Here is a 23,050-nt window from a genome sequence, read left to right as displayed (position 1 = left end):
GACCGCAGCGGTCAGGAGGCGATGAACCGCCCCTCGACCGTGGCAGACACGACGATCTCCTCCGGTTCGTACTCCATTCCGGGTGAGGCGTCTGCCATCGCGAAAGCCGCCCCGCGCGCCTTCAGCATGGGTGCCGCGGGCTGCGCCTCGCGATTCGAGATGAGTCCGACATCGGCGATCTCGACGGGCGTGACCGAATCGCGTCCGAGGGCGCCGGCGTAGGCCTCGGCGCGGGTGACGGCGACACCGACGGCCGCGGCGGCGACCTCGCGCTCGATGCGAGCCCGCGTCTCGGGCGTGAGGTGCCAGTTCACCCAGCCGACCTCGACGCCGTCCCAGGCGGAGATGTCGGACACCCAGATCGACAACTCGGATGCTTCGGTGAACGTCGCTGTGAAGTCGATGCTCGCGTAGTACACCGGAGCGAGTCGCTTGCCCTCGTTGTTCCACGGGCGTTCGGCGCGCACCGAGAGGCGCTTGCTCGACCAGTCGACGACTGTCTGAGCGTGGCTGCGCTCGGTGATGCTCACCCGCAGCGGCTCGGCGAGACGCATGACCGTGTCGACGACCGCCGCCCGCTCGGGGCCCTCGGAGCGGACGGTGACGCGGATGGTGGCGCGCTCCGGCGCGACACGCGCCTCGTGCTCGCCGCGGACGGTGACGGTGACATCGCTCATGGGGCCGACTCTACGCCAGGCACCCGACGCGCGGATGACGGCGACTGCTCAGCGCCGGGAATGGCAGGTGCCCAGGATCCGTTGTATCCTGTGAAGCCGGGTGCCACGGCATCCGGATGAAAACTCCACAGTGCGACAGCGGCTCCTTCGAGAGAAGGACCACGGGGCTGATCGGTTTCGACAGCGCCTGTGAATCTACGAGAAGCGGGCCGAGGATGCAGAGTTATCTCGTAAACGCTCTCTGCAAAACAATAGTTGCCGAAACCAAGCGCAACGACTTCGCCCTCGCTGCATAAGCGAGCCCGATAGTCCGTCAGGCCGTATGTGATTCCGATACGGATCCTGGCGTCATCTAGGAATCTTGCTGCGTGGTGGCGTCTGGACGCCACGTGGGACTCTTCCCAGGCTGGGCTCGTCGACTTAGGTGTCTGTGACAAAGGTCGGAGCCGAGCAGAACGTCTTCACAGACTGCGCCCGGAGAAGGCGTGGAGACTCAGCGTTGGACGGGGGTTCGATTCCCCCCAGCTCCACCAGGTCGCTGTCGCGAAGGAGAAGGCCCTCGGGTTCCCACCATGTGTGGGAACCCGAGGGCCTTCTTCGTGGGGCGACGGCGGTTACTTCTCCGCCGACACGTCGTCACCGTGCGTCGGCGGTACCGTGGGCGGCTCGCCCTTGGCATCTTCTGCGCCGAGGTTGTCGTTCTCCTCGGGGCCCGGGGACTGCTCCGTGCTGATGTCGTTGCGATCGCTGTCTGCGTTCATGGCGTCACCTTCTTTCTCGGTCGGATGGGGGAGTGACGCGGCGCTCTAGAGCGGGATCGTCGGTTCCTGCGGGTTCGGCGCCAACGGCTCCTCCGGGTTCGGCGCGAGCGGTTCGTCCGGAACGGGGGCGAGAGGCTCGCCCGGTGTGGGATCGAGCGGCTCGGGCCTGGTGGGCTGCTCGCCCGGTGCGAGCGGAGTGGAGAACGGGTCGGACATGTGCGCTCCTTCCGCGGCGCGGTCTGCGTCGCTGGTGTTCAGAGAACCATGCACAGCCATCCTCGTCTCCTCCCTTGCCCTTTTCTCTCGGATGTGATGCCGTGCAGGCCTTCCGCACGAGGGGTCCATGGTGCACTCTGGGAGCGACCGAGAGGGCCAGTCATGGGAGAGTTCGTCATCGGAGCGACGATCGAGGGTGCCGAGCCGGTGCAGCTCGACCCACGACGATTCAACCGGCACACCTTCTGGTGCGGCCAGAGCGGCAGCGGCAAGACGTACGCACTGGGCGTGGTGCTCGAGCAGTTGCTCCTGCACACGGAGCTCCCCGTGCTCGTCTTCGATCCCAACGCGGACTTCGTGCGGTTGCGTGAGATCCGCCCCGGCACCGACGACGCAGCGGCGCGCCGACTCGGCGATCTCGATGTCCGTGTGTTCCGTTCCGGCCGTGCGGAGGGCGAGCGTCTGCGGGTGCGCTACGTGGACCTCTCGCCGGCAGCCAAGGCCGCTGTGCTGCGCATCGATCCGATCGCGGATGCCGAGGAGTACAACGCGCTGCTGCACACGCAGGTGTCGTCCGGGCAGTTCGATTCGGCGGAGATGATCCGCGGCCTCCGCGAGAGCGGGGAGGCGGTGAAGGTGCGACTCGCGAATCGCATGGAGAACCTCCAAGTGCTCGAGTGGGAGCTGTGGTCGCGTGGTGCGGCATCCGTCGTCGACGTGATCAGCGAGCGCCCGAGGGTGACGGTCCTCGACCTCGGAGGCTTCGATCATCCGGCCGAACCCGGCGTCGCCGCCCTGGCCGTTCTGGAGGATCTCTGGGCGCGTCGGGAAGAGCGCCGACCGCTGCTGATCGTGATCGACGAAGCTCATAACCTCTGCGTTCCGGAGCCGACGACGGCTGTGGAACGGGAGTTGACGGCACGCCTCGTGCAGATCGCCGCTGAGGGGCGGAAGTTCGGGCTGTGGCTCTTCCTGTCGACACAGCGCCCCACGAAGATCCACCCGAACGTGCTGTCGCAGTGCGACAACCTCGGGCTGATGCGCGTCAACGCTCCACGCGATCTCGCCGAACTCGCCGAAGTGTTCGGGTTCGCCTCGGAGCACGCCATCCGTCGTGCGCAGACCTTCACGCAGGGTCAGGCGCTGTTCGCCGGCGGTTTCATCGCCGAGCCGACGTTCGTGCAGATGGGAGCGCGTCTCACCGAGGAAGCGGGCCGCGACGTCCGTGTACCGATGGCGTGAGCGTCGACGCGCTCAGGACTCCTCGGGGATCGGCGTCTGCACGGGGATGGCTCCGGTCCGCAGACGCTCGACGGTCTCCTTCTCGACGAGAACCGGCACGTAATCCTGGATGCGCCCGCCGCTGAGGCGTTCGTGCTCCTCGTGGGCGATGTGCTCGATGCTCTCCCTCGGAACGTCGGGGAATCGGGTGGCGATCCGGTCGAGCATCGCGGCGGTGTTCGCTTCGTCGTTGCGTTCGCTCATGGGCCGATTGTCTCCCGGCTGCCCGGCATCCGCAATGGAGTCCCCTCAACCGGCGCCTTCGATGAGGAGGAGGCCCTGCTTGGTGTCGGCGAGCTTCACCCACCCATCGCCGAACAGGTAGGTCATGCCGTACCCGTCGTCGTCCGTGCCCATCGCGTACTGCGGATCCTCGGTGATGTAGACGCCCTCGGGACCGTCTTCGCGATGCCACCCCGCGGCCAGGAGCGACGTCTGCGCATCGCTCGCCGCGCCCGCGCTCAGCTCGGCCCAACCGTACAGCTGGCCGTGATCGGAGGCGACGGCGTAGTCGCCCCAGAAGCACAGCAGCCCCTCGTCCTCCGGGATGGTGGTGTCGCCGATGACGAAGTCCTTGGTCTCGGCCGTCCACCCCGCCTCGGTCAGGGCCGCGACCGTGCCGGACGAGATCATCGACTCGCACGTGAGCGCTGCGGAGGTGGGTTCAGGGTTCGGCGTCGCGGCCGGCTCGACGCTCGCCTGCGGCGCCGGCGTCGCGGGATCGGTCGTCGGGGTCGGGGCGGTCTCGCCAGGGGCGGAGCACGCCGTCAGAGCGGCGAGGAGGAATGCTGCTCCGGCGGTGATGGAAACGATGCGGGGAGGGATCATCGCGGGCCTCGGGAGATCAGGGATGCAGGAAGGTGAGGAAGGCGTCGTGCAGGATGCCGTTGGTGGCGAGTGTCGAGCGCGTCGAGATCGTCTCGGCCCCCGCGTAGTCGGTCATCGTGCCGCCGGCCTCGCGGACGATCGGCACCGCGGCCGCGATGTCGTACTCCTTGACATCGAACTCGGCGACCATGTCGAGGCGTCCCTCGGCCAGGAGCATGTACGAGAAGACGTCGCCGTAGGCGCGGTCGCGCCACACCCGATCCGCGAGCGCGATGAGAGTGTCGATGCGTCCGGCATCCGCCCACTGCGCGATGCTCTGGAAGCTGACGCTGGCGTCGTCGAGCGACGAGACGGAGGAGACGTGCAGTCGGCGCGGCTCGTTCTCCGTCGCCGTCCAGGCACCCTCGTCGGGGGAGGCCCACCAGCGTCGGCCGAGCGCGGGCATGCTGACGACGCCGACCTGCGGAACGCCGTCGACCGCGAGGGCGATCATCGTGCCCCAGAGCGGCACACCGCGCAGGAAGTTGGCGGTGCCGTCGATCGGATCGATGATCCACTGGCGGTGAGTGTCGCCCTCGGCACCGAACTCCTCGCCGAAGATGCCGTCCTCCGGGCGCTCGGTCGCGAGGATGTCGCGGATCGCGCGTTCGGTCGCGAGGTCGGCATCGGTGACGTGGGAGTTGTCGGCCTTGGTCGAGATCTGCAGATCGGCGGCGTCGAACCGGGGGAGCGACTGCGCATCGGCCGCGTCGGCCAGACGCAGGGCGAGTTCGAGATCGCTGCGGAAGTCGGATGCGCGGGGGATGGCGGTCACGCCACCAGCGTAGTCGCCCGTTCCGAGGGTCTCGATCGGGGCATGACCGTGCGGTGACGCGGCCGAGAAGACGTGCCCGAGAAGCAGAAAAGCCCCGAAGACTGGCGAGAGTCAACGAGGCTGATCCGTGCACCCCCTGGGACTTGAACCCAGAACCCACTGATTAAGAGTCAGTTGCTCTGCCGATTGAGCTAGAGGTGCGTGGCCCGGGATGACCCCGACCGAGGAATTACATTACCAGGGGATCGACGCGGTGCGAAATCGAGCCCGCACCCCCGGGAGTGTCGCAGCGATCGAGGTGGCGCGACGCTCCCGGGCGGATGATCAGGCGGCGTCGCCGACGAGGATCGCCTGGGCGTCTTCGGCGGCGGGAACCGCACCGTGCGAGTCGATGTGGGCGAGAGCACGCCGTCCCAGGAAGACCGTGAGAGCGGCGATCAGGACGGATGCCGCGGCGAACAGGTACGGGACCGTCACGTTGAACGAGTGCCACAGCAGTGCGGCGAGGGGAGGGGCCATCGCCCCGCCGAGGAAGCGCACCGCCGAGTACGACGACGAGGCGACCGAACGGGGAAGGTCGGTGGCCTCCATGACCGCCTCGGTGAGCACGGTGTTCATGATGCCGAGCAGGAGGCCGCCGATGATGATGCACACGACGAGGGCCGCAGGGTCGACGGCGAGGAGGCCGGCCGCGACGAGATCGACCGCCAGCAGGGGCAGCACGGTCACGATGATGCGGGTCCGCGGCATCCGGCGCATGAGGAGCGGAGCGACCCAGACGCTCGTGATCGCGAGCGCGACGCCCCAGCCGAAGAACGTGAAGCCGATGCCGAGTGCGCCGAAGCCGAGGGGGAAGGGCGAGAAGGCGAGGAGCACGAAGAAGCCGATGTTGTAGAACAGCGCGGCGACGGCGAGGATCGCGAGCGCCGGGCGGCGGAGCGCGGTGAAGGGAGCCGAGAACGGCACCGGAGTGCGCTTCTCTGCGGGGCCGCGCAGCAGCACGAGGACCGCGACGAACGCGATCGCCATGAGGGCGACGACGCCGAAGAAGGGTCCGCGCCAGCTCATCTCGCCGAGGAGCCCGCCCAGGAGCGGACCGATCGCGATGCCGAGACCCAGTGCCGCCTCGTAGAGGATGATCGCGGCGCTGCTGCCGCCGGACGCCGCGCCGACGATAGTCGCGAGAGCGGTGGAGATGAAGAGCGCGTTGCCGAGGCCCCACCCGGCGCGGAAGCCGATGACGGCGTCGACGCTGCCGCTGAGGGCGCAGAGCAGGGCGAACGCGACGATGAGCGCGAGTCCGATGAGGAGAGTCGCCTTCGCGCCGATCCGGCTCGAGATCCAGCTCGTGACGAGCATCGCGAGGCCCGTGACGAGCAGATAGCTCGTGAAGAGGAGTTCGGTCTCGACGGGCGAGGCCTGCAGGGACTCCGCGATCGCCGGGAGGATGGGGTCGACCAGTCCGATGCCCATGAACGCGACGACGCAGGCGAAGGCGACGGCCCACACCTGCGCGGGTTGCTTCCAGACGGAGGGGGTGGCGGTCGTGTTCACTGCGAGGAGTCCTTTCGGTCGGTGGGGTCGGTGTGCGCGGCGAGGATCTCGGCCGCACGGGTCAGGGTCGCCCAGTCGGCGTCGTCGAGCGCGTGGAACCGCGGCGCGAGCGTGTCGCGGAACTCATCGCGCCAGGCGGCGAGAGCACGGGCTCCGGCGTCCGTCGCCTCGACGACCACCGCGCGGGAGTCGGCGGGGTCGGGGGAGCGGCGCACCAGTCCGTCGCGCTCGAGCGCGCCGATCAGGCGGGTCATTCCCGGTTGCGTGGTGCGAGCGGCTGCGGCGAGTTCGCCGACTCTCGAGGCGCCCTGTCGGCCGAGCAGGCTGAGCACCCGCCACTGGGCGGCGGGTGCCTCGTTGCCGGCATCCTGCGCGGCGATGCGGCCGAGCGCATACGCCGAGAGCACGATGGAGGGGATCACTTCCGCACGTTGCATACCAAAGAGTATATACCCGTTGGTATGTAATGGGTGTCAGTGGCGAGCCCCCGCGATCCTCGCCGAGAGTTCGTGGGCGTGAGCGAGCAGCGTGCGGCCGAGGTGCGCGAGGCGATCAGGGCCGAAGCGGAACTCCACGCCCGTCAGGCTCAGCGCCCACTCCGGACGGCCGTGGCGATCGAACACGGCCGCGCCGATGCCCCAGCTGCCCTCCACGATGAGGCCGGGATTGACCGCGAAGCCGCGTTCCTTCGTGTCGGCGAGGCGCGCACGCAGCGGCTTCTGCGCATGCGGTCGGCCCCACGTCGACGCGAGCTCCAGATGCCGACCGAGATACGCATCCACATCGTGGTCGGGAAGGAACGCCAGGATCGCGAGGCCCGCGCTCGCCACGCCGAGGGGGAAGCGCACGCCCTCGCTGAGCACGAACGAGCGGATCGGGAAGGCGCCTTCCTCTCGGAGGAGGCATACGGTCTCATCGGCCCGTCGAACCGAGAAGAACGCACTCTCCTCGGTCTTGACGGCGAGCGAGCGCACGATGTCGCGCGCGAGAGCGGTGACGTCGTAGCGCGCGGCTGCGGCGTTGCCCATGAGGTACAGCTCGGGCCCGGGCATCCAGCGGGCGGTCGTGTCGTCCCGATCGACGAGTCCCTCGGCGCGGAGCGCGCTGAGCAGGCGATGCGTCGTCGACCTCGACAGGTCGGCGGCGTGGGCGAGCTCCTGGAGCGCCATCCCTTCGGGGCGCCCGCCCGAGACGAGGCGGAGGAGTCCGGCCGCCCGTGCGATGGCCTGCGCTCCCGGCACGCTCGTCGACGCTCGTTCCATAATGTGGACGCTACTCGGCGAAACGTCCACATCGCAAGCATCCGCTGTCGCTCCCACCGCGCGACCGTCAAGCTGGACCCAACGCCCGTTCGAAGGAGTACGCGTGATCGACAAGCATTGGCCCTCTGCCGCGGAGGCGGTCGCCGACATCCCCGACGGAGCGTCCCTCGCCGTCGGCGGGTTCGGCCTCTCCGGGAACCCCATCGCCCTCATCGAAGCTCTGCTCGCCCAGGGGACGACGGACCTGAGTGTCGTCAGCAACAACTGCGGCGTGGACGACTGGGGTCTCGGCATCCTGCTCGGGGCGCACCGCATCCGCAAGATGACGTCGTCGTACGTGGGCGAGAACAAGGAGTTCGAGCGTCAGTTCCTCACCGGTGAGCTCGAGCTCGAGCTCACCCCGCAGGGCACCCTCGCCGAGAAGCTGCGTGCCGGCGGGTCGGGGATCGCCGCCTTCTTCACGCAGACGGGCGTCGGCACGCAGGTCGCCGAAGGGGGTCTGCCGCGCAGATACGCTCCCGACGGCACGATCGCCGTCGCCTCGCCCGCCAAGGACGTGCGCACCTTCGGCGAGGGGGACGACGCCCGCGAGTACGTGCTGGAAGAGGCGATCACCACCGACTTCGCCCTCGTGCACGCTGCCGTCGGAGACCGCCACGGCAATCTCGTCTTCACCAAGGCCGCACGCAACTTCAATCCGCTCGCCGCGATGGCGGGCCGTATCTGCATCGCGCAGGTCGAGCGCCTCGTCGAACCGGGCGAGCTCGACCCGGACGGGGTGCACCTGCCCGGCGTGTACGTGCACCGCGTCGTCGAGGTCGGACCCGACATCCCCAAGCGCATCGAGCGACGCACCGTCGCCACGGAAGGAGCCTGACATGGCGCTCACCCGAGACCAGATGGCCGCCCGCGCCGCCGGAGAGCTCGAGGACGGCTCGTACGTGAACCTCGGCATCGGGCTTCCCACCCTCGTCCCGAACTTCGTACCGACGGGCGTCACCGTGGTGCTGCAGTCCGAGAACGGCATCCTCGGCGTCGGCCCGTACCCGACGGAGGATGCCGTCGACCCCGATCTCATCAACGCGGGTAAGGAGACGGTCACCGTGCTCGCGGGATCGGCGTTCTTCGACTCGGCGACGAGTTTCGGCATGATCCGCGGGGGCAAGATCGACGCCGCGATCCTCGGCGCCATGCAGGTGTCGGCCACCGGAGACCTGGCGAACTGGATGATCCCCGGGAAGATGGTCAAGGGCCCCGGCGGGGCGATGGACCTCGTGCACGGCGCCGCACGCGTCATCGTGCTCATGGAGCACGTCGCGAAGGACGGATCCGCCAAGATCGTCGATCGGTGCTCCCTGCCGCTCACCGGTCGGGGGGTGGTCGACCGCATCATCACCGACCTCGCGGTGATCGATGTGACCGAGGCCGGCCTCGTGCTCGTCGAGACGGCCCCCGGAGTCACCGCCGACGAGGTCATCGCCGCCACCGAGCCCCCGCTGACACTGTCGCCCGCGCTCGCCGGTCTGAGAGGCTGAAGGACATGCACGACACCGATATCGTCATCGTCTCCGCCGCCCGCACCCCGCAGGGTCGTCTCAAGGGTCAGCTCGCGGCCTTCACGGCCCCGCAGCTGGGCGCCTTCGCGATCCGCGGTGCGCTCGAGCAGGCATCCATCCCCCCGGAGGACATCGACGCCGTCATCGTCGGGCAGGTCCTCTCGGCGGGATCCGGGCAGAACGCCGCACGCCAGGCGGCCATCGGGGCGGGCATCGGCTGGGACGTGCCCGCGCACACCGTCAACAAGGTGTGCCTCTCGGGCCTCACCGCGATCATCGACGCCGCTCGCATGATCCGCACGGGAGACGCCGAGGTGGTCGTCGCGGCCGGCATGGAGTCGATGACCCGCGCCCCGCACCTGCTCATGGGGTCACGCGACGGATGGACCTACGGCAGTGTCGAGGTGCTCGACCACATGGCCTACGACGGGCTCACCGACGCCTATGACCGGGAGAGCATGGGAGCGTCCACCGAACGGCACAACGCCCGATACGAACTCACGCGCGAGGCTCAGGACACCGTCGCCGCGCTCTCGCATCAGCGTGCGGCGGCCGCCCAGGCTGCGGGCGTGTTCGACGACGAGATCGTCACGGTCTCGGTGCCTCAGCGCCGCGGGGAACCCCTGCTCGTCACCGCCGATGAGGGAATCCGCCCCGACACGACGGTGGAGTCGCTCGCAGGACTCCGTGCCGCCTTCGCGGAAGGGGGCACGATCACGGCGGGCAACTCCTCGCAGATCTCCGACGGAGCCTCTGCCGTCGTCGTCACGACGCGCGCGCTCGCCGCGGAGAAGGGATGGCCCGTCCTCGTGACGGTCGGCGCAAGCGGCCAGACCGCCGGGCCGGACAACTCCCTGCAGGCGCAGCCGGCGCGCGCGATCGAACGCGCGTGCGAGAAGCAGGGGATATCGCCGTCCGATCTCGATCTGGTCGAGATCAACGAGGCGTTCGGCGCCGTGGTCGCGCGTTCGCAGGTCGAACTCGGCCTGGATCCCGCGCTCGTCAACATCCACGGGGGAGGGATCGCGATCGGGCATCCGATCGGCGCATCCGGTAATCGCCTCGTCGTGCACCTGGCGCACGAACTGGCGCGTCGCGGCTCCGGCACGGCGGCCGTCGGCCTCTGCGGCGGTGGCGGTCAGGGAGAGGCGCTGATCCTCACCCGGTGACACGCGGACTCAGGAGGAGCGGCGGCGCGTGCGCTTCTGCGCCGCCGCCTTCTGCGCCTGCTTCTCGTCGCGGTTCGCGCGCTTCGCCTGCGCGGGGGCGAGGGGCGAATCCAGGGCGACCTCGAGACCGCGGTCGAAGCGGCGGGTGTCGCGCACGGCGCCGATCGCGAGGGCGAAGGTGATGGCCCAGCTGATCCAGGCGAGCGCAGCGCGCCAGGTGACGGGGGACTCGCGGGTGCCGCGGAGGAGCGAGACACCGGTGGTGATCGCTCCGAACAGGCCCGTGCTGAACAGATAGCGCATGCCCCTACGCTACCGCCCGACTCCCGGTCGGGGCGGGGGATTGACACGAACGCCGGATGCCGGGCATACAGCCCCTTCGGATCGGCACTCGCTATCATGGGTGTCAGTCGCGGCTCGTCCGCGACCGTAGAACCGTGTATCTACCGGCCGTCGGCACTCCGACGGACAGCGGCGGCACCCGACCACCGCGTCCGCGGGCGCGCGAGAGCCATGACCCAGACACACACCTCCACCGAGCCGAGCCTCTTCCGTCTCGCCGGCTTCCCCTACTTCCTCATCGCCTTCATCGCGAGACTGCCCTTCGCGATGATGGTCGTCGGCGTGCTGACCGTCGTCGTCTCGGCGCGCGGATCGCTGTCGCTCGGCGGGCTCACCTCCGCCGCGGTCGGCCTCGGCACCGCGTGCTTCGGCCCGCTCCTCGGTGCCGCCGCGGATCGCTACGGCCAGCGGACCGTGCTGCTGATGCTCGCCATCGCGAACGGCACGATGATGGTCGTGTTCACCCTCGTCGTCTACGGCGACGCGGTCGACGGCCTCGTCCTCCTGGCCGCAGCCGGCATCGGGGCGACGGCCCCGCAGGTCTCGCCGCTGTCGCGTGCGCGGCTGGTCACGATGATCAGCGAGCGGATGCCGGAGACCCGCCGGGCCCGCACGGTCTCGGGCACCATGGCCTACGAGTCCGCCGCCGACGAGACGGTGTTCGTCTTCGGACCGTTCATCGTCGGCATCCTCGCGTCGCTGATCGCGCCGTGGGCTCCTCTCGTGGGCGCGGCGGTCCTGACGATCGTCTTCGTCGGTGCGTTCGCCCTCCACCCGAGCGGTCGACACGTCGCCGCCGTGCGCGGGGCCGACGGGGCAGCGCCCTCGGCGGTGTCGGAACTCTTCCGCCCGCAGCTCGTCATCGTCGTGATCGGCATCCTCGGCGTCGGCATGTTCTTCGGCACCATGCTCACCTCGCTGACGTCGTTCATGGCGGACCGGGGCGCCTCCGAACAGGCGGGTCTGCTCTACGGTGTGATGGGCGTCGGCTCGGCCGTTCTGGCGCTCGGCGTCGCGTGGCTTCCGGTCCGCTTCTCGCTCCGCGCCCGGTGGCTGGTCTTCTCGGGCATCCTCTTCGCGGGCTCGCTCCTGCTGGGCGTCGTGGATTCTCCCGCGATGATGATGCTCGCTCTCGGCATCATGGGGGTCGGCATCGGCCCGACGCTCGTCACGCAGTACAGCTTCGGCGCCGCGCGCAGCCCGCTCGGACGTTCGGCGACGGTCATGACGATGCTCGGCTCGGGGATCGTCGTCGGCCAGTCGATCGGTGCGGCCGTCGCCGGTGAGCTCGCCGAGAACGTCGGCACCTCGGCGGCGCTCGTGCTGCCGATCGTCGCGGCCGGGGTCGCGTTCGCAGCGGGTCTCGTCAACTGGGTGCTCAGCCGCACGCGTGCGCGGAACGTGGTCGTCGCGGCGTGACGCGGTGAACCGGGGCCGCGAACCTCGATAGCCTGGGGGTACCCCCTGGTGTGAGGAGCCATCTTGGCCGCTGCAGAGTTCGTCGTCGTCGCCAACCGTCTTCCCGTCGATCGGGTCGAGGGCCCCGACGGGGAGGAGACCTGGCGCACGTCGCCCGGCGGACTCGTCGCGGCTCTCGAGCCGATGATGCGCAGCACCCGCGGCGCGTGGGTCGGCTGGGTCGGCCAGCCCGACGTCGAGCGTGACCCCTTCGAGGCCGACGGCATCCACCTCATCCCGGTGTCCTTGAGTGCGCAGGAGGTCGCGGAGTACTACGAGGGCTTCGCCAACGACACCATCTGGCCGCTGTACCACGACGTCATCGCGCCCCCGCAGTTCCACCGCGAGTGGTGGGACGCCTATGTCACCGTCAACCGGCGCTTCGCCGAGGCGGCGGCCGCCGCGGTCGCGGAAGACGGCACGGTGTGGGTGCACGACTACCAGCTGCAGCTCGTTCCGCAGATGGTGCGTGAGCTCCGCCCGGACGTCACGATCGGGTACTTCCACCACATCCCCTTCCCCGCGCATGGCCTCTATGCGCAGCTGCCCTGGCGCGACCAGGTGCTGCAGGGCCTGCTCGGAGCCGACGTGATCGGGTTCCAGCGCGCGCAGGACGCCACCTACTTCCTCACCGCCGTGCGGCGCCGCCTGCGTTACGAGGTCAAGGGCGCGAACATCGCCGTCCCGCAGGACGACGGCTCGATCCGGACGGCCGTCGCCCGCGCCTTCCCGATCTCGATCGACACCGCTCCCTACCTGGATCTCGCTGCGAACCCCGCCGTCCAGGCCAGAGCCGCGGAGATCCGTGCGAGCCTCGGCAACCCGAAGCGCATCCTGCTGGGCGTCGATCGCCTCGACTACACCAAGGGCATCCGTCACCGGATCAAGGCCTACGGCGAGCTCCTCGCCGAGGGGCGTCTGAGCGTCGACGACGTCACGCTCGTGCAGGTCGCGAGCCCCAGCCGCGAGCGCGTCGACGCGTACGTGCACCTGCGCGACGAGATCGAGCTGGCCGTCGGGCGCATCAACGGCGACAACGACACGATGGGGCACACCGCGATCCGCTATCTGCACCAGGGATATCCCCGCGAGGAGATGGTCGCGCTGTACCTCGCGGCCGATGTCATGCTCGTCACCGCTCTGCGCGACGGCATGAACCTGGTCGCGAAGGAGTACGTCGCCACGCGCGTCGACAACCGGGGGGTGCTCGTCCTCAGCGAGTTCACGGGCGCCGCCGACGAACTCCGCCAGGCGGTGCGCGTCAACCCGCACGACATCGAGGGCGTCAAGGCAGCGATCATGACCGCGGTCGAGATGACACCGGCCGAACAGGGCAAGCGCATGCGCTCGCTCCGTCGCCGCGTGCTCGAGAACGACGTGGACGCCTGGTCGTCGTCGTTCCTCTCCGCGCTCGACGACGCACGCCGTTGAGCCGCCCCGCATCTTCCCGCCCCCACGACTGGAGACACCCATGACCAGCCCCTGGATCCCCGGAACCCCCTCGCCCGAACTGAGCGCGCTCGCGCGTACCGAGCGTCTCGTCGTCGCCCTCGACTTCGACGGCGTCGCCTCGCCGCTCGTGCCCGATCCCATGGCAGCTCGCGCGCTGCCGGAGACCGTGGAACAGATCCGTCGTCTGACGGCCCTGCCCGACACGATCGTCTCGTTCGTCTCCGGGCGCAGCCTGCACGACCTCCGCATCATCACCGAGCACGAGGACGACTCGCCGGTCGCCCTCGCGGGATCGCACGGCGCGCAGTACTGGTTCCCCGGCGAGGGCGAGGCCGCACCGACCGGCGACGCCACCGAGGAGGGTGCCCGAGAGGAACTCTGGGCGGCCGCTCGTCCGATCATCGACCGCTACGAAGGCGCCGAGTTCGAGCCGAAGACCTTCGGCATGGGCGTGCACACGCGTCGGGCGGATCGGGAGACCGAGGAGAAGCTCTTCGCCGAGATCGACGCGCTCGCCGCCGAGCGGTTCCCGCACTGGCGCCGCCGCGCGGGCCATCGCGTGCTCGAGTTCTCGTCGCGGACGGAGGGCAAGGACGCCGCGATCGGAGTGCTCCGCGAGCGCTTCCACGCCACCGGCATCCTCTTCGCCGGCGACGACGTCACCGATGAAGACGCCATGCGCGTGCTGCAGCCGGGCGATCTCGGCGTGCGTGTCGGCCCGGGGGAGAGCGCCGCGGCGCTGCGCGTCGACGGACCCGTCGATGTCGCACGCCTTCTCGGCGCGCTGGCGGACGAGCGGGCCGCCGGGCGGGAATAGACTGCCTGCATGTCTCCGCACGATCCTGCCAGCGCGTCCATCGACATCAAGCCCCGCAGTCGTGTCGTCACCGACGGCATCGAAGCCACGACCTCACGAGGCATGCTGCGTGCCGTCGGCATGGGCGACGAGGACTGGGAGAAGCCCCAGATCGGCATCGCCTCGAGCTGGAACGAGATCACGCCCTGCAACCTGAGTCTCGACCGGCTCGCGCAGGGTGCGAAGGAGGGCGTGCACTCGGGCGGCGGCTACCCGCTGCAGTTCGGCACGATCTCCGTCTCCGACGGCATCTCGATGGGCCACGAGGGCATGCACTTCTCGCTCGTCTCGCGCGAGGTCATCGCCGACTCGGTCGAGACGGTCATCATGGCCGAGCGCCTCGACGGAACCGTGCTGCTCGCGGGCTGCGACAAGTCCATCCCCGGCATGCTCATGGCGAGTGCGCGCCTGGGGCTGTCGAGCGTGTTCCTCTACGCCGGCTCGATCGCGCCGGGATGGGTGAAGCTCTCCGACGGCACCGAGAAGGACATCACGATCATCGACTCCTTCGAGGGCGTCGGCGCCTGTCGTGCGGGTCGCATGACGGAGGAGGACCTGAAGCGCATCGAGTGCGCCTTCGCTCCCGGAGAGGGTGCCTGCGGCGGCATGTACACCGCCAACACGATGGCCTCGGTGGCCGAGGCCCTGGGGCTCAGCCTTCCCGGCTCCGCGGCGCCGCCCTCGGCCGACCGTCGCCGTGACTACTTCGCCCACCGCTCCGGCGAGGCCGTCGTCAACCTGCTGCGCCAGGGGATCACCACGAAGGACATCCTGACGAAGGAGTCGTTCGAGAACGCGATCGCCCTCGCGATGGCGCTCGGCGGTTCGACCAACGTCGTGCTGCACCTGCTGGCGATCGCTCGCGAGGCCGAGATCGACCTGAGCCTGCACGACTTCAACCGCATTGGCAGCAAGACGCCGCACGTCGCCGACATGAAGCCCTTCGGCAAGTACGTGATGAACGACGTCGACCGCCACGGCGGCATCCCCGTGATCATGAAGGCGATGCTCGACGAGGGCCTGATCCACGGCGACGCGCTCACGGTCACCGGCAAGACGGTCGCCGAGAACCTGCGCGACCTCAACCCCGATCCCGTCGACGGCGACGTCATCCACACGTTCGACAACCCCATCCACGCGTCCGGCGGCATCACGATCCTGCACGGCTCGTTCGCCCCGGAAGGAGCGGTCGTGAAGTCCGCAGGCTTCGACGCTGACGTGTTCGAGGGCCCGGCGCGCGTGTTCGAGCGCGAGCGCGGAGCGATGGATGCTCTGGCGAACGGCGAGATCAACGCCGGCGACGTCGTGGTGATCCGCTACGAGGGCCCGAAGGGCGGGCCGGGCATGCGCGAGATGCTCGCGATCACCGCGGCCATCAAGGGCGCGGGACTCGGAAAAGATGTACTACTCTTGACGGACGGACGATTCTCAGGCGGCACAACCGGCCTGTGCATCGGCCACATAGCACCCGAAGCGGTGGACGCAGGTCCTATCGCCTTCGTGCGCGATGGTGATCTGATACGGGTCGATATCGCAGCTCGCTCTCTCGACCTACTCGTCGACGAGGCGGAGCTCGCCTCCCGCCGCTCTGGCTGGGAGCCGCTTCCCCCGCGCTATACCCGTGGCGTTCTTGCCAAGTACTCACGCCTCGTGCGGTCCGCCGCCGAAGGCGCGACGACGGGCTGATCCCGACTCGTTCGGCACGCAGCATCGTCGTCTCCGGCATCCGATGCCCTACAGATCACCAGAAGGAAAGTCATGACTGCTGACTCCGTCTCGGCTGTGCCGAGGCCGCCCGCCCGTCAATCCAATGCCCCCGAGATCACCGGCGCCGAGGCCGTCGTCCGTTCGCTCGAGCTGCTCGGGATCACCGACGTCTTCGGGCTTCCCGGTGGCGCGATCCTGCCCGTGTACGACCCGCTCATGGACGCCTCCGACCTGCGTCACATCCTCGTGCGGCACGAGCAGGGTGCCGGCCACGCCGCCGAGGGCTATGCATCCGCCTCCGGCAAGGTGGGCGTCTGCATCGCGACGTCCGGACCCGGAGCCACGAACCTCGTCACCGCGATCGCCGACGCCTACATGGACTCGGTGCCCCTGCTGGCGATCACCGGACAGGTGTTCTCGACGCTGATGGGAACGGATGCCTTCCAGGAGGCCGACATCGTGGGAATCACGATGCCGATCACGAAGCACTCCTTCCTGGTGAAGGACGCCGCCGACATCCCCGGCGCGATCGCCGCCGCATACGAGGTGGCATCGACCGGCCGTCCCGGTCCCGTGCTGGTCGACATCACGAAGGACGCGCAGCAGGCGATCGCGCCGTTCGTCTGGCCGCCCAAGGTCGATCTGCCCGGTTACCGCCCCGTCACCAAGGCGCACGGCAAGCAGATCCAGGCCGCAGCCGCCCTGCTCGCCGAGGCCAAGAAGCCCGTGCTCTACGTCGGCGGCGGCGTGATCCGCGGACGCGCGTCCGCCGAACTGCTCGAACTCGCCGAGTCGACCGGTGCGCCCGTCGTGACGACGCTCATGGCCCGCGGTGCATTCCCCGACTCGCACCCGCAGCACCTGGGCATGCCGGGCATGCACGGCACGGTCCCAGCCGTGCTCGCGCTGCAGGAGGCCGATCTGCTGATCTCGCTCGGCGCCCGCTTCGACGACCGTGTGACCGGTAAGGCTGCGCTCTTCGCGCCGAACGCGAAGGTCGTGCACGTCGACATCGATCCCGCCGAGATCTCGAAGATCCGCATCGCGGACGTGCCGATCGTCGGCGACGTGCGCGACGTGCTCGTCGACCTCGAAGCCGCCTACCGCGGCGCGATCGGCAGCGCGAAGCCCGACACCGAGGAGTGGTGGTCGTACCTCGACGGACTCCGCAACGAGTTCCCGCTCGGCTACACGCCTCCGACCGACGGCCTGCTCGCGCCTCAGCACGTGATCCAGCGCATCGGCGAGCTGACGGGTCCCGAGGGCATCTACGCGGCCGGCGTCGGACAGCACCAGATGTGGGCGGCGCAGTTCATCAAGTACGAGCGCCCGAACGCCTGGCTCAACTCCGGCGGCGCCGGGACCATGGGGTACTCCGTGCCCGCGGCCATGGGTGCCAAGGTCGCCGAACCCGACCGCGTGGTGTGGGCGATCGACGGCGACGGATGCTTCCAGATGACCAATCAGGAGCTCGCGACCTGCGCGATCAACAACATCCCGATCAAGGTCGCGATCATCAACAACTCCTCGCTGGGCATGGTGCGCCAGTGGCAGACCCTGTTCTACGACGGGCGCCACTCCAACACCGACCTGAACACCGGGCACGGCACGGTCCGCATCCCCGACTTCGTGAAGCTCGCCGAGGCCTACGGATGCCTCGCGATCCGCGTCGAGAAGGAGGACGAGGTCGATGCGGCGATCCAGCTCGCCCTCGAGACGAACGATCGCCCCGTCGTGATCGACTTCGTCGTCAGCGCCGATTCCATGGTGTGGCCGATGGTGCCCCAGGGCGTCAGCAACAGCTACGTCCAGTACGCCCGCGAGCACGCGCCCGCATTCGACGAGGAGGACTGACCATGTCGACCCACGTGCTGAGCCTCCTGGTCGAGGACACCCCCGGCCTCCTCACCCGCGTCGCAGGGCTCTTCGCCCGGCGCGGATTCAACATCCACTCGCTCGCCGTCGGCGTGACCGAGGTGCCCGGCATCTCGCGCATCACCGTCGTCGTCGATGTCGACGAGCTGCCGCTCGAGCAGGTCACCAAGCAGCTCAACAAGCTGATCAACGTGATCAAGATCGTCGAGCTCGACTTCGCCACCTCGGTGCAGCGCGAGCACATGCTCGTGAAGGTGCGCACCGACAACGCCACCCGCTCGAACGTGATCGAGGTCGTGAACCTCTTCCGCGCCTCGGTGGTCGACTACGCCGCCGACGCGCTCGTGATCGAGGTCACGGGCGACAAGGGCAAGGTCGACGCGATGCTCCGCGCGCTCGAGCCCTTCGGCATCAAGGAGATCGCGCAGTCGGGCCTCCTCGCCATCGGCCGCGGCGGCAAGAGCATCACCGAACGCGTCCTGCGCGGCTGACCCAGACCACCCCATCCATCCGCTCCACCGCCGTCCGGCACGGAGCGAGAAGAACCGCCACGAACAAGGAGAAACACACAGTGAGCACCGAGATCTTCTACGACGCCGACGCCGACCTGTCCCTGATCCAGGGCAAGAAGGTCGCCATCGTCGGTTACGGCTCGCAGGGCCACGCCCACGCGCAGAACCTGCGCGACTCGGGCGTCGAGGTCGCGATCGCCCTCAAGGAGGGCTCCAAGTCGGCTCCGAAGGCCGAAGAGGCCGGCTTCGCGGTCAAGACCGTCGCCGACGCCACCGCCTGGGCCGACGTCATCATGATCCTCGCGCCGGACCAGCACCAGCGCACGATCTACAGCGAGTCGATCGCCCCCAACCTGACCGCGGGCAAGACCCTCGCCTTCGCGCACGGCTTCAACATCCGCTTCGGCTACATCGATGCTCCCGAGGGCGTCGACGTGATCCTCGTCGCCCCGAAGGCGCCGGGCCACACCGTCCGTCGCGAGTTCGTCGCCGGTCGCGGCATCCCCGACATCATCGCCGTCGAGCGCGACGCCTCGGGTAAGGCCTGGGACCTCGCACTCTCCTACGCGAAGGCCATCGGCGGCACCCGCGCCGGCGTCATCAAGACGACCTTCACCGAGGAGACCGAGACCGACCTGTTCGGCGAGCAGGCCGTGCTCTGCGGTGGCGTCAGCCACCTCGTGCAGGCCGGTTTCGAGACGCTGACCGAGGCGGGCTACCAGCCGCAGATCGCGTACTTCGAGGTGCTCCACGAGCTCAAGCTCATCGTCGACCTCATGTGGGAGGGCGGCATCGCCAAGCAGCGCTGGTCGATCTCCGACACCGCCGAGTTCGGCGACTACGTCTCGGGCCCGCGCGTCATCGACGAGCGCGTCAAGGAGAGCATGAAGGGCGTGCTCGCCGACATCCAGTCGGGTGCGTTCGCGAAGCGCTTCATCGACGACCAGGACAACGGAGCCGAGGAGTTCCTGGCGCTGCGCGCCAAGGAGGAGCAGCACCCGATCGAGGTCACCGGTAAGGAGCTGCGTTCGCTCTTCGCATGGAAGCAGCAGGACGAGGACTACATCGACGGCAGCGCTGCGCGCTGATCGACCGATAGACGAGAGCGGGCGTCCCGGAAGGGGCGCCCGCTCTTTCGCGTCCGGTGGTGGTCAGGGGCGGGTGAGCTCCTCGAGCACCTCGACGACGTGGCGGTACGGCTGTCCCGTGGCACGGGTCATCCCGATCTCGCACGTGCGGTTCGCGGAGACGAAGGCGTCGAAGCCGCCCCGATCGGCATCGGCCGCACGTACCTCCTCCGATTCGACCGCGGTCGCGCTGGCAGTGAGCTCGGGGTGCAGCATGCCCCGATCTCCGGCGAAGGCGCAGCATCCCCAGCCGTCGGGAACGAACACGTCCGTGGCGACGGCCGCGGCGATCTCGGTCAGCGCGCCGGTCGCTCCGAGTGCGGTCGTCGAGCAGGTCGGATGCACCGCCACGCTGTCGAGCTTCGCCTGAACGGTCACGCGGGGGAGCACCTCCCGAGCGATGTAGGTCGTCGCGTCCTCGATGACGAGGCCGGCGTACTCCGGATACTCGGAGACGGACTTCGCGAGCATCGTGTGGAGCCCCTCGGTGCAGGAGGCGGCATCGCACACGACCGGAAGCTCGCCGAATCGGCTCGCCTCCCAGAGGCTCGACAGCACGCGCTTCGTCATGCGGTCGTAGCCGGCGAGGTGCCCCTTCGACTTCCAGGGCGTGCCGCAGCACATTCCGCCGGCATCCTCCGGGATCACCACGGCGATCCCGGCCCGATCGAGAAGCGCGCGGACCGCGTCCCTCGACCCCTCTCCGTGCCCCTCCGCGCCGAACATCGTGCCGATGCACGCCCCGAAGAACACGGCACGGGCGTCGGACGGGTTCTGGGCGGACGGCGCCTTCGTACCGCCGCGCGGGAGTCCGCCGTCGTAGAGAGGGACGGTATCGGATCCCAGGATCGCTCGTCCGACCCGGGTCGCACCGGTCACGATCGGGGCGGGCAGGGCGGAGGCGATGGTCAGCGCCGTACCGCCGACGCGCGTCACGGCGCCCCAGCCCTTCGCCGCGGCATCCCAGAGGCCGTCCTCGATCTTCGACGCTTCCTCGGCGCGCAGGCGACGGACGAGATCGCCGGTGTTGATGTCGACGGGGCACGCGACTGCGCACATGCCGTCGACCGCACAGGTCTGCACTCCGTCGTAGTCGTAGTCGGCGCGCAGGTCCTCGAGAAGCGCGGTGTCTCCCTGCTCCTCGGCCCAGGCCATGTCGCGCCGCAGTACGATGCGCTGGCGCGGGGTGAGGGTGATGCTCTTGCTCGGGCACGTCGGCTCGCAGTAGCCGCATTCGACGCACCGGTCGACCTCCTTCTCGACCGTCGGCACGCGCTTGAGGTCGCGGAGGTACGAGTCCGGGTCGTCGGAGAGCACGACGCCCGGATTGAGGATGCCGGCGGGATCGAAGAGACGCTTGATCGACCACATCATGTCGGTCAGCTCATCGCCGTACTGACGGCGGACGAACGGCGCCATGATGCGCCCCGTCCCGTGCTCCGCCTTCAGCGAGCCGCCCTGGCCGAGCACGAGCTCGACGAGGTCGTCGGTGAAGCGCCGGTAGCGCGCGACGCTGTCGGGATCGTCGAAGCGTTCGTTGAGCAGGAAGTGCACGTTGCCGTCCTTGGCGTGACCGAAGATCACCGAGCCCTCGTAGTCGTGCGCGGCGAACAGCTCGATCAGGCGCTCGCAGGTCACCAGCAGACGGTCGACCGGCACGACGATGTCTTCGAGCAGCGCGGTGGTGCCGGACGGACGTGCTCCGGCGACAGCGGTGTAGAGGCCCTTGCGCACGTGCCACAGCGCCGCGCGCTCCGAGGCATCGGTGGTGAGCGCCGCCTCGATCGCGAGGGGGAGGTCGGCGAAGTGTGCGAGCGCGGTCGCACTGTCGATCGCCAACTGCTCGGTGCTGCCGGCATGGACCTCGACGAGGAGTGCCGCGTGCTGATCGACATCGATGTCGGCGATCGCGGCGGGCACGTCGCCGAGCCCCTGTGCGACGCGGAGTGAGGCGGCATCGAGGAGCTCGATCGTGGCGAGCCCGAGGTCGCCGAGCCCGGGGAGGGCGGCCATCGCATCGGAGAGCGTGGTGAACACGAGCAGGCCGGTGGCGATCGCGGGACGGATCGGGATGGTGCGGAAGCGCGCCTCGGCGACGAAGGCGAGTGTGCCCTCCGAGCCGATCACGAGGTGCTCGAGGATGCGGACCGGGGTGTCGAAGTCGAGGAGGGCGTTGATGCCGTAGCCCATCGTGTTCTTCATCGAGAACTGGCGGCGCACGAAGGCGACGTTCTCGGGGGAGGACAGCAGCTGTGCGCGGAGGGCGAGGAGCCCCGCGGCGAGGTCGGGATCGGAGTCGCGCAGGCGCTCATCGGCGTCGGGAAGTGCGGTGTCGAGGACGGTGCCGCTCGGCAGGACGAGGAGGAGAGACTCCACGGTCCGGTAGGAGTTCTCGACGATGCCGCAGGCCATACCGCTGGAGTTGTTCGCGACGACACCCCCGATCGTGCAGGCGATCTCGCTGGCGGGGTCGGGGCCGAGCTTGCGACCGTGGCGCACCAGACGCGTGTTCACCTGGCGCACGGTGGCGCCGGGGCCGACCCGCACCGAGGCGCCGTCGTCCTCGACGCGGATGTCGCGGAACCCGCTGCGCGTGTCGACGAGGATGTCGCCGCTGACGCCCTGTCCCGAGAGGCTCGTGCCCCCGGAACGGAACGTGAGCGTGCGCCCCGCTGCGCGTACGGCCTCGAACACCCGGGCGACTCCCGCGGCGTCGGTGGGGGAGAGCACGGCATCCGGCACGAGCAGGTAGTGGGAGGCGTCGTGCGCCCGGGCGAACCGGTCGATCGAGCGGGCGTGCACCTCGGTCGACGGTCCGAGGATCGTCGGATCGAGTGGTTCGGCGAGAGTGATCGACACGGGAGGCTCCTCGGCGCTGATGGAAGATTGTCAGACAAGTGTACCGATGACCACGATCTCGCTAATCTGAGTGGGTGAACAGTCCCACGGATGCCCCGCTCGCAGTCGTCGGCGTCGTCGATGCTGTCACGTCACGGCTGCGGGATCGCATCCTGAGCGGGGACCTCCGCTCAGGCTCGGCGCTCACCGAAGCGTTCGTGTCGGAGGAGTACGCGGTCGCTCGGCCGAGCGCGAAGGCCGCGATCGAGCAGCTCGTCGCCGCGGGCCTCCTCGAGCGCACCGCGCACCGCAGTGCCCGTGTCGTGGCGATCGACCCGGAGACCGTGCGCGACGTCTATCGCACCCGGACGCGACTGGAGAGCGCGGCGTTGCGAGAGCTCGCCGGCACGCGCACGGTACCGGCTGCGGCGATCGCGGCGAACGCCGAGATCCAGGCGATGCCCGCGGGGCCCGATCCCGCCACCGTCGATCCCGATCTGCGCTTCCACACGGCGCTGATCGATGCCCTCGGCAGCGCTCGAACGGGCCGGATGTACCGCAGTGTGCTCGACGAGGCGCGGATGTGCATGGCGCAGGTGCAGGGCCGTCGTCTGCTCGAGGCCGGCGTCATCGCCGCCCAGCATGCCGAGATCCTCGACGCTTTGGCGGCCGGTGAAGCAGAGCGGGCCACCGCCGTTCTCGGCATTCACCTCTCGTCGGCGCAGGAGCGTCTCGTCGACGCTCTCGGCGCGGACTGAGCGACGA

23 protein-coding genes, 1 tRNA gene and 1 other RNA gene are annotated in these 23,050 nt (G+C 69.2%); 13 read left to right on the top strand and 12 right to left on the bottom strand.

Annotated features, from left to right (window positions below; all coding sequences use genetic code 11):
• Positions 1 to 11 precede the first annotated feature (11 nt).
• The gene (locus tag ACI2JZ_RS03500) at positions 12 to 677 is read right to left on the bottom strand and encodes an SIMPL domain-containing protein (RefSeq protein ID WP_404596521.1); all 666 of its coding nucleotides are present in this window, start codon (positions 675 to 677) and stop codon (positions 12 to 14) included.
• A 163-nt stretch (positions 678 to 840) separates the two neighbouring features.
• Between ACI2JZ_RS03500 and ssrA the strand changes: the two genes are divergently transcribed.
• Positions 841 to 1,210: a transfer-messenger RNA gene (gene ssrA, locus ACI2JZ_RS03495) on the top strand.
• An 81-nt stretch (positions 1,211 to 1,291) separates the two neighbouring features.
• On the opposite strand, the gene ACI2JZ_RS03490 is transcribed toward ssrA, so the two are convergent.
• Positions 1,292 to 1,438: a hypothetical protein gene (locus tag ACI2JZ_RS03490; protein WP_247622690.1), complete on the bottom strand. Its 147-nt coding sequence runs from the start codon at positions 1,436 to 1,438 to the stop codon at positions 1,292 to 1,294.
• A gap of 45 nt (positions 1,439 to 1,483) precedes the next feature.
• The gene (locus ACI2JZ_RS03485; RefSeq protein WP_247622689.1) at positions 1,484 to 1,654 is read right to left on the bottom strand and encodes a hypothetical protein; all 171 of its coding nucleotides are present in this window, start codon (positions 1,652 to 1,654) and stop codon (positions 1,484 to 1,486) included.
• A 162-nt stretch (positions 1,655 to 1,816) separates the two neighbouring features.
• On the opposite strand from ACI2JZ_RS03485, the gene ACI2JZ_RS03480 reads away from it, so the two are divergent.
• Positions 1,817 to 2,896, top strand: a complete 1,080-nt coding sequence (locus tag ACI2JZ_RS03480) for an ATP-binding protein (protein WP_404596520.1) — start codon at positions 1,817 to 1,819, stop codon at positions 2,894 to 2,896.
• 12 nt (positions 2,897 to 2,908) lie between these two features.
• Here the strand turns inward: ACI2JZ_RS03480 and ACI2JZ_RS03475 are convergent, their stop codons facing one another.
• The 7 genes from ACI2JZ_RS03475 to ACI2JZ_RS03445 form a co-directional block, all read right to left on the bottom strand.
• Positions 2,909 to 3,139: a three-helix bundle dimerization domain-containing protein gene (locus ACI2JZ_RS03475; RefSeq protein ID WP_247632363.1), complete on the bottom strand. Its 231-nt coding sequence runs from the start codon at positions 3,137 to 3,139 to the stop codon at positions 2,909 to 2,911.
• Positions 3,140 to 3,184: 45 nt separating this feature from the next.
• Positions 3,185 to 3,763 (bottom strand): hypothetical protein, encoded by a 579-nt coding sequence (locus ACI2JZ_RS03470; protein ID WP_404596519.1) that lies wholly within the window; start codon positions 3,761 to 3,763, stop codon positions 3,185 to 3,187.
• A 16-nt stretch (positions 3,764 to 3,779) separates the two neighbouring features.
• Entirely contained in the window at positions 3,780 to 4,577 is a 798-nt protein-coding gene (locus tag ACI2JZ_RS03465) for an inositol monophosphatase family protein (protein WP_404596518.1), read from the bottom strand.
• 128 nt (positions 4,578 to 4,705) lie between these two features.
• A tRNA-Lys gene (locus ACI2JZ_RS03460) sits at positions 4,706 to 4,778 on the bottom strand.
• Between the two features lie 123 nt (positions 4,779 to 4,901).
• Complete coding sequence (locus tag ACI2JZ_RS03455; protein ID WP_404596517.1) at positions 4,902 to 6,131, bottom strand: MFS transporter; 1,230 nt, start codon at positions 6,129 to 6,131, stop codon at positions 4,902 to 4,904.
• Positions 6,128 to 6,568 (bottom strand): MarR family winged helix-turn-helix transcriptional regulator, encoded by a 441-nt coding sequence (locus ACI2JZ_RS03450; protein ID WP_247622678.1) that lies wholly within the window; start codon positions 6,566 to 6,568, stop codon positions 6,128 to 6,130. The genes ACI2JZ_RS03455 and ACI2JZ_RS03450 overlap by 4 nt, the downstream gene beginning before the upstream one ends.
• Positions 6,569 to 6,604: 36 nt before the next feature.
• On the bottom strand, positions 6,605 to 7,393 hold the full coding sequence (locus ACI2JZ_RS03445; protein ID WP_404596516.1) for an IclR family transcriptional regulator: 789 nt from the start codon (positions 7,391 to 7,393) through the stop codon (positions 6,605 to 6,607).
• A gap of 103 nt (positions 7,394 to 7,496) precedes the next feature.
• On the opposite strand from ACI2JZ_RS03445, the gene ACI2JZ_RS03440 reads away from it, so the two are divergent.
• The 3 genes from ACI2JZ_RS03440 to ACI2JZ_RS03430 are packed head-to-tail and all read left to right on the top strand — an operon-like array spanning position 7,497 to position 10,118.
• Positions 7,497 to 8,270, top strand: coding sequence for a CoA transferase subunit A (locus ACI2JZ_RS03440; protein ID WP_404596515.1), 774 nt, complete (start codon positions 7,497 to 7,499; stop codon positions 8,268 to 8,270).
• A gap of 1 nt (position 8,271) precedes the next feature.
• Positions 8,272 to 8,928, top strand: coding sequence for a 3-oxoacid CoA-transferase subunit B (locus ACI2JZ_RS03435; protein ID WP_404596514.1), 657 nt, complete (start codon positions 8,272 to 8,274; stop codon positions 8,926 to 8,928).
• Between the two features lie 5 nt (positions 8,929 to 8,933).
• Positions 8,934 to 10,118 carry an acetyl-CoA C-acetyltransferase gene (locus ACI2JZ_RS03430; RefSeq protein WP_404596513.1) on the top strand — a complete coding sequence of 395 codons (1,185 nt, stop codon included), beginning with the start codon at positions 8,934 to 8,936 and terminating at the stop codon, positions 10,116 to 10,118.
• Between the two features lie 9 nt (positions 10,119 to 10,127).
• On the opposite strand, the gene ACI2JZ_RS03425 is transcribed toward ACI2JZ_RS03430, so the two are convergent.
• Positions 10,128 to 10,421, bottom strand: a complete 294-nt coding sequence (locus ACI2JZ_RS03425; protein WP_247622673.1) for a hypothetical protein — start codon at positions 10,419 to 10,421, stop codon at positions 10,128 to 10,130.
• Positions 10,422 to 10,631: 210 nt separating this feature from the next.
• Here ACI2JZ_RS03425 and ACI2JZ_RS03420 point away from each other — a divergent pair, with 210 nt between their 5' ends.
• The 7 genes from ACI2JZ_RS03420 (at position 10,632) to ilvC (ending at position 19,408) form a co-directional block, all read left to right on the top strand.
• Positions 10,632 to 11,879 carry an MFS transporter gene (locus ACI2JZ_RS03420; RefSeq protein ID WP_404596512.1) on the top strand — a complete coding sequence of 416 codons (1,248 nt, stop codon included), beginning with the start codon at positions 10,632 to 10,634 and terminating at the stop codon, positions 11,877 to 11,879.
• 63 nt (positions 11,880 to 11,942) lie between these two features.
• Positions 11,943 to 13,349 (top strand): trehalose-6-phosphate synthase, encoded by a 1,407-nt coding sequence (locus tag ACI2JZ_RS03415; protein WP_336640491.1) that lies wholly within the window; start codon positions 11,943 to 11,945, stop codon positions 13,347 to 13,349.
• Positions 13,350 to 13,389: 40 nt separating this feature from the next.
• On the top strand, positions 13,390 to 14,187 hold the full coding sequence (otsB, locus tag ACI2JZ_RS03410) for a trehalose-phosphatase (RefSeq protein ID WP_404596511.1): 798 nt from the start codon (positions 13,390 to 13,392) through the stop codon (positions 14,185 to 14,187).
• 9 nt (positions 14,188 to 14,196) lie between these two features.
• Positions 14,197 to 15,912, top strand: coding sequence for a dihydroxy-acid dehydratase (ilvD, locus tag ACI2JZ_RS03405; RefSeq protein ID WP_247622669.1), 1,716 nt, complete (start codon positions 14,197 to 14,199; stop codon positions 15,910 to 15,912).
• A 72-nt stretch (positions 15,913 to 15,984) separates the two neighbouring features.
• A complete protein-coding gene (locus tag ACI2JZ_RS03400) occupies positions 15,985 to 17,787 on the top strand; it encodes an acetolactate synthase large subunit (RefSeq protein ID WP_247622668.1) in 1,803 nt (600 codons plus the stop codon).
• A gap of 2 nt (positions 17,788 to 17,789) precedes the next feature.
• Complete coding sequence (ilvN, locus tag ACI2JZ_RS03395; protein WP_247622667.1) at positions 17,790 to 18,299, top strand: acetolactate synthase small subunit; 510 nt, start codon at positions 17,790 to 17,792, stop codon at positions 18,297 to 18,299.
• An 80-nt stretch (positions 18,300 to 18,379) separates the two neighbouring features.
• Positions 18,380 to 19,408 carry a ketol-acid reductoisomerase gene (gene ilvC, locus ACI2JZ_RS03390; RefSeq protein WP_247622666.1) on the top strand — a complete coding sequence of 343 codons (1,029 nt, stop codon included), beginning with the start codon at positions 18,380 to 18,382 and terminating at the stop codon, positions 19,406 to 19,408.
• Positions 19,409 to 19,471: 63 nt separating this feature from the next.
• Here ilvC and ACI2JZ_RS03385 read toward each other — a convergent pair whose 3' ends face one another.
• Entirely contained in the window at positions 19,472 to 22,306 is a 2,835-nt protein-coding gene (locus tag ACI2JZ_RS03385; protein WP_404596510.1) for an FAD-binding and (Fe-S)-binding domain-containing protein, read from the bottom strand.
• A 74-nt stretch (positions 22,307 to 22,380) separates the two neighbouring features.
• Here ACI2JZ_RS03385 and ACI2JZ_RS03380 point away from each other — a divergent pair, with 74 nt between their 5' ends.
• Positions 22,381 to 23,043 carry a GntR family transcriptional regulator gene (locus tag ACI2JZ_RS03380; protein WP_247956037.1) on the top strand — a complete coding sequence of 221 codons (663 nt, stop codon included), beginning with the start codon at positions 22,381 to 22,383 and terminating at the stop codon, positions 23,041 to 23,043.
• Positions 23,044 to 23,050: the final 7 nt, after the last annotated feature.

The sequence above is a fragment of the Microbacterium sp. NPDC087868 genome, assembly GCF_044900755.1.
GTDB classification, from domain to species: Bacteria; Actinomycetota; Actinomycetes; order Actinomycetales; family Microbacteriaceae; genus Microbacterium; species Microbacterium galbinum.
The sequence above is the reverse complement of the archived record's forward strand: the minus strand, read 5'-3'. Positions and strand labels throughout refer to the sequence as shown.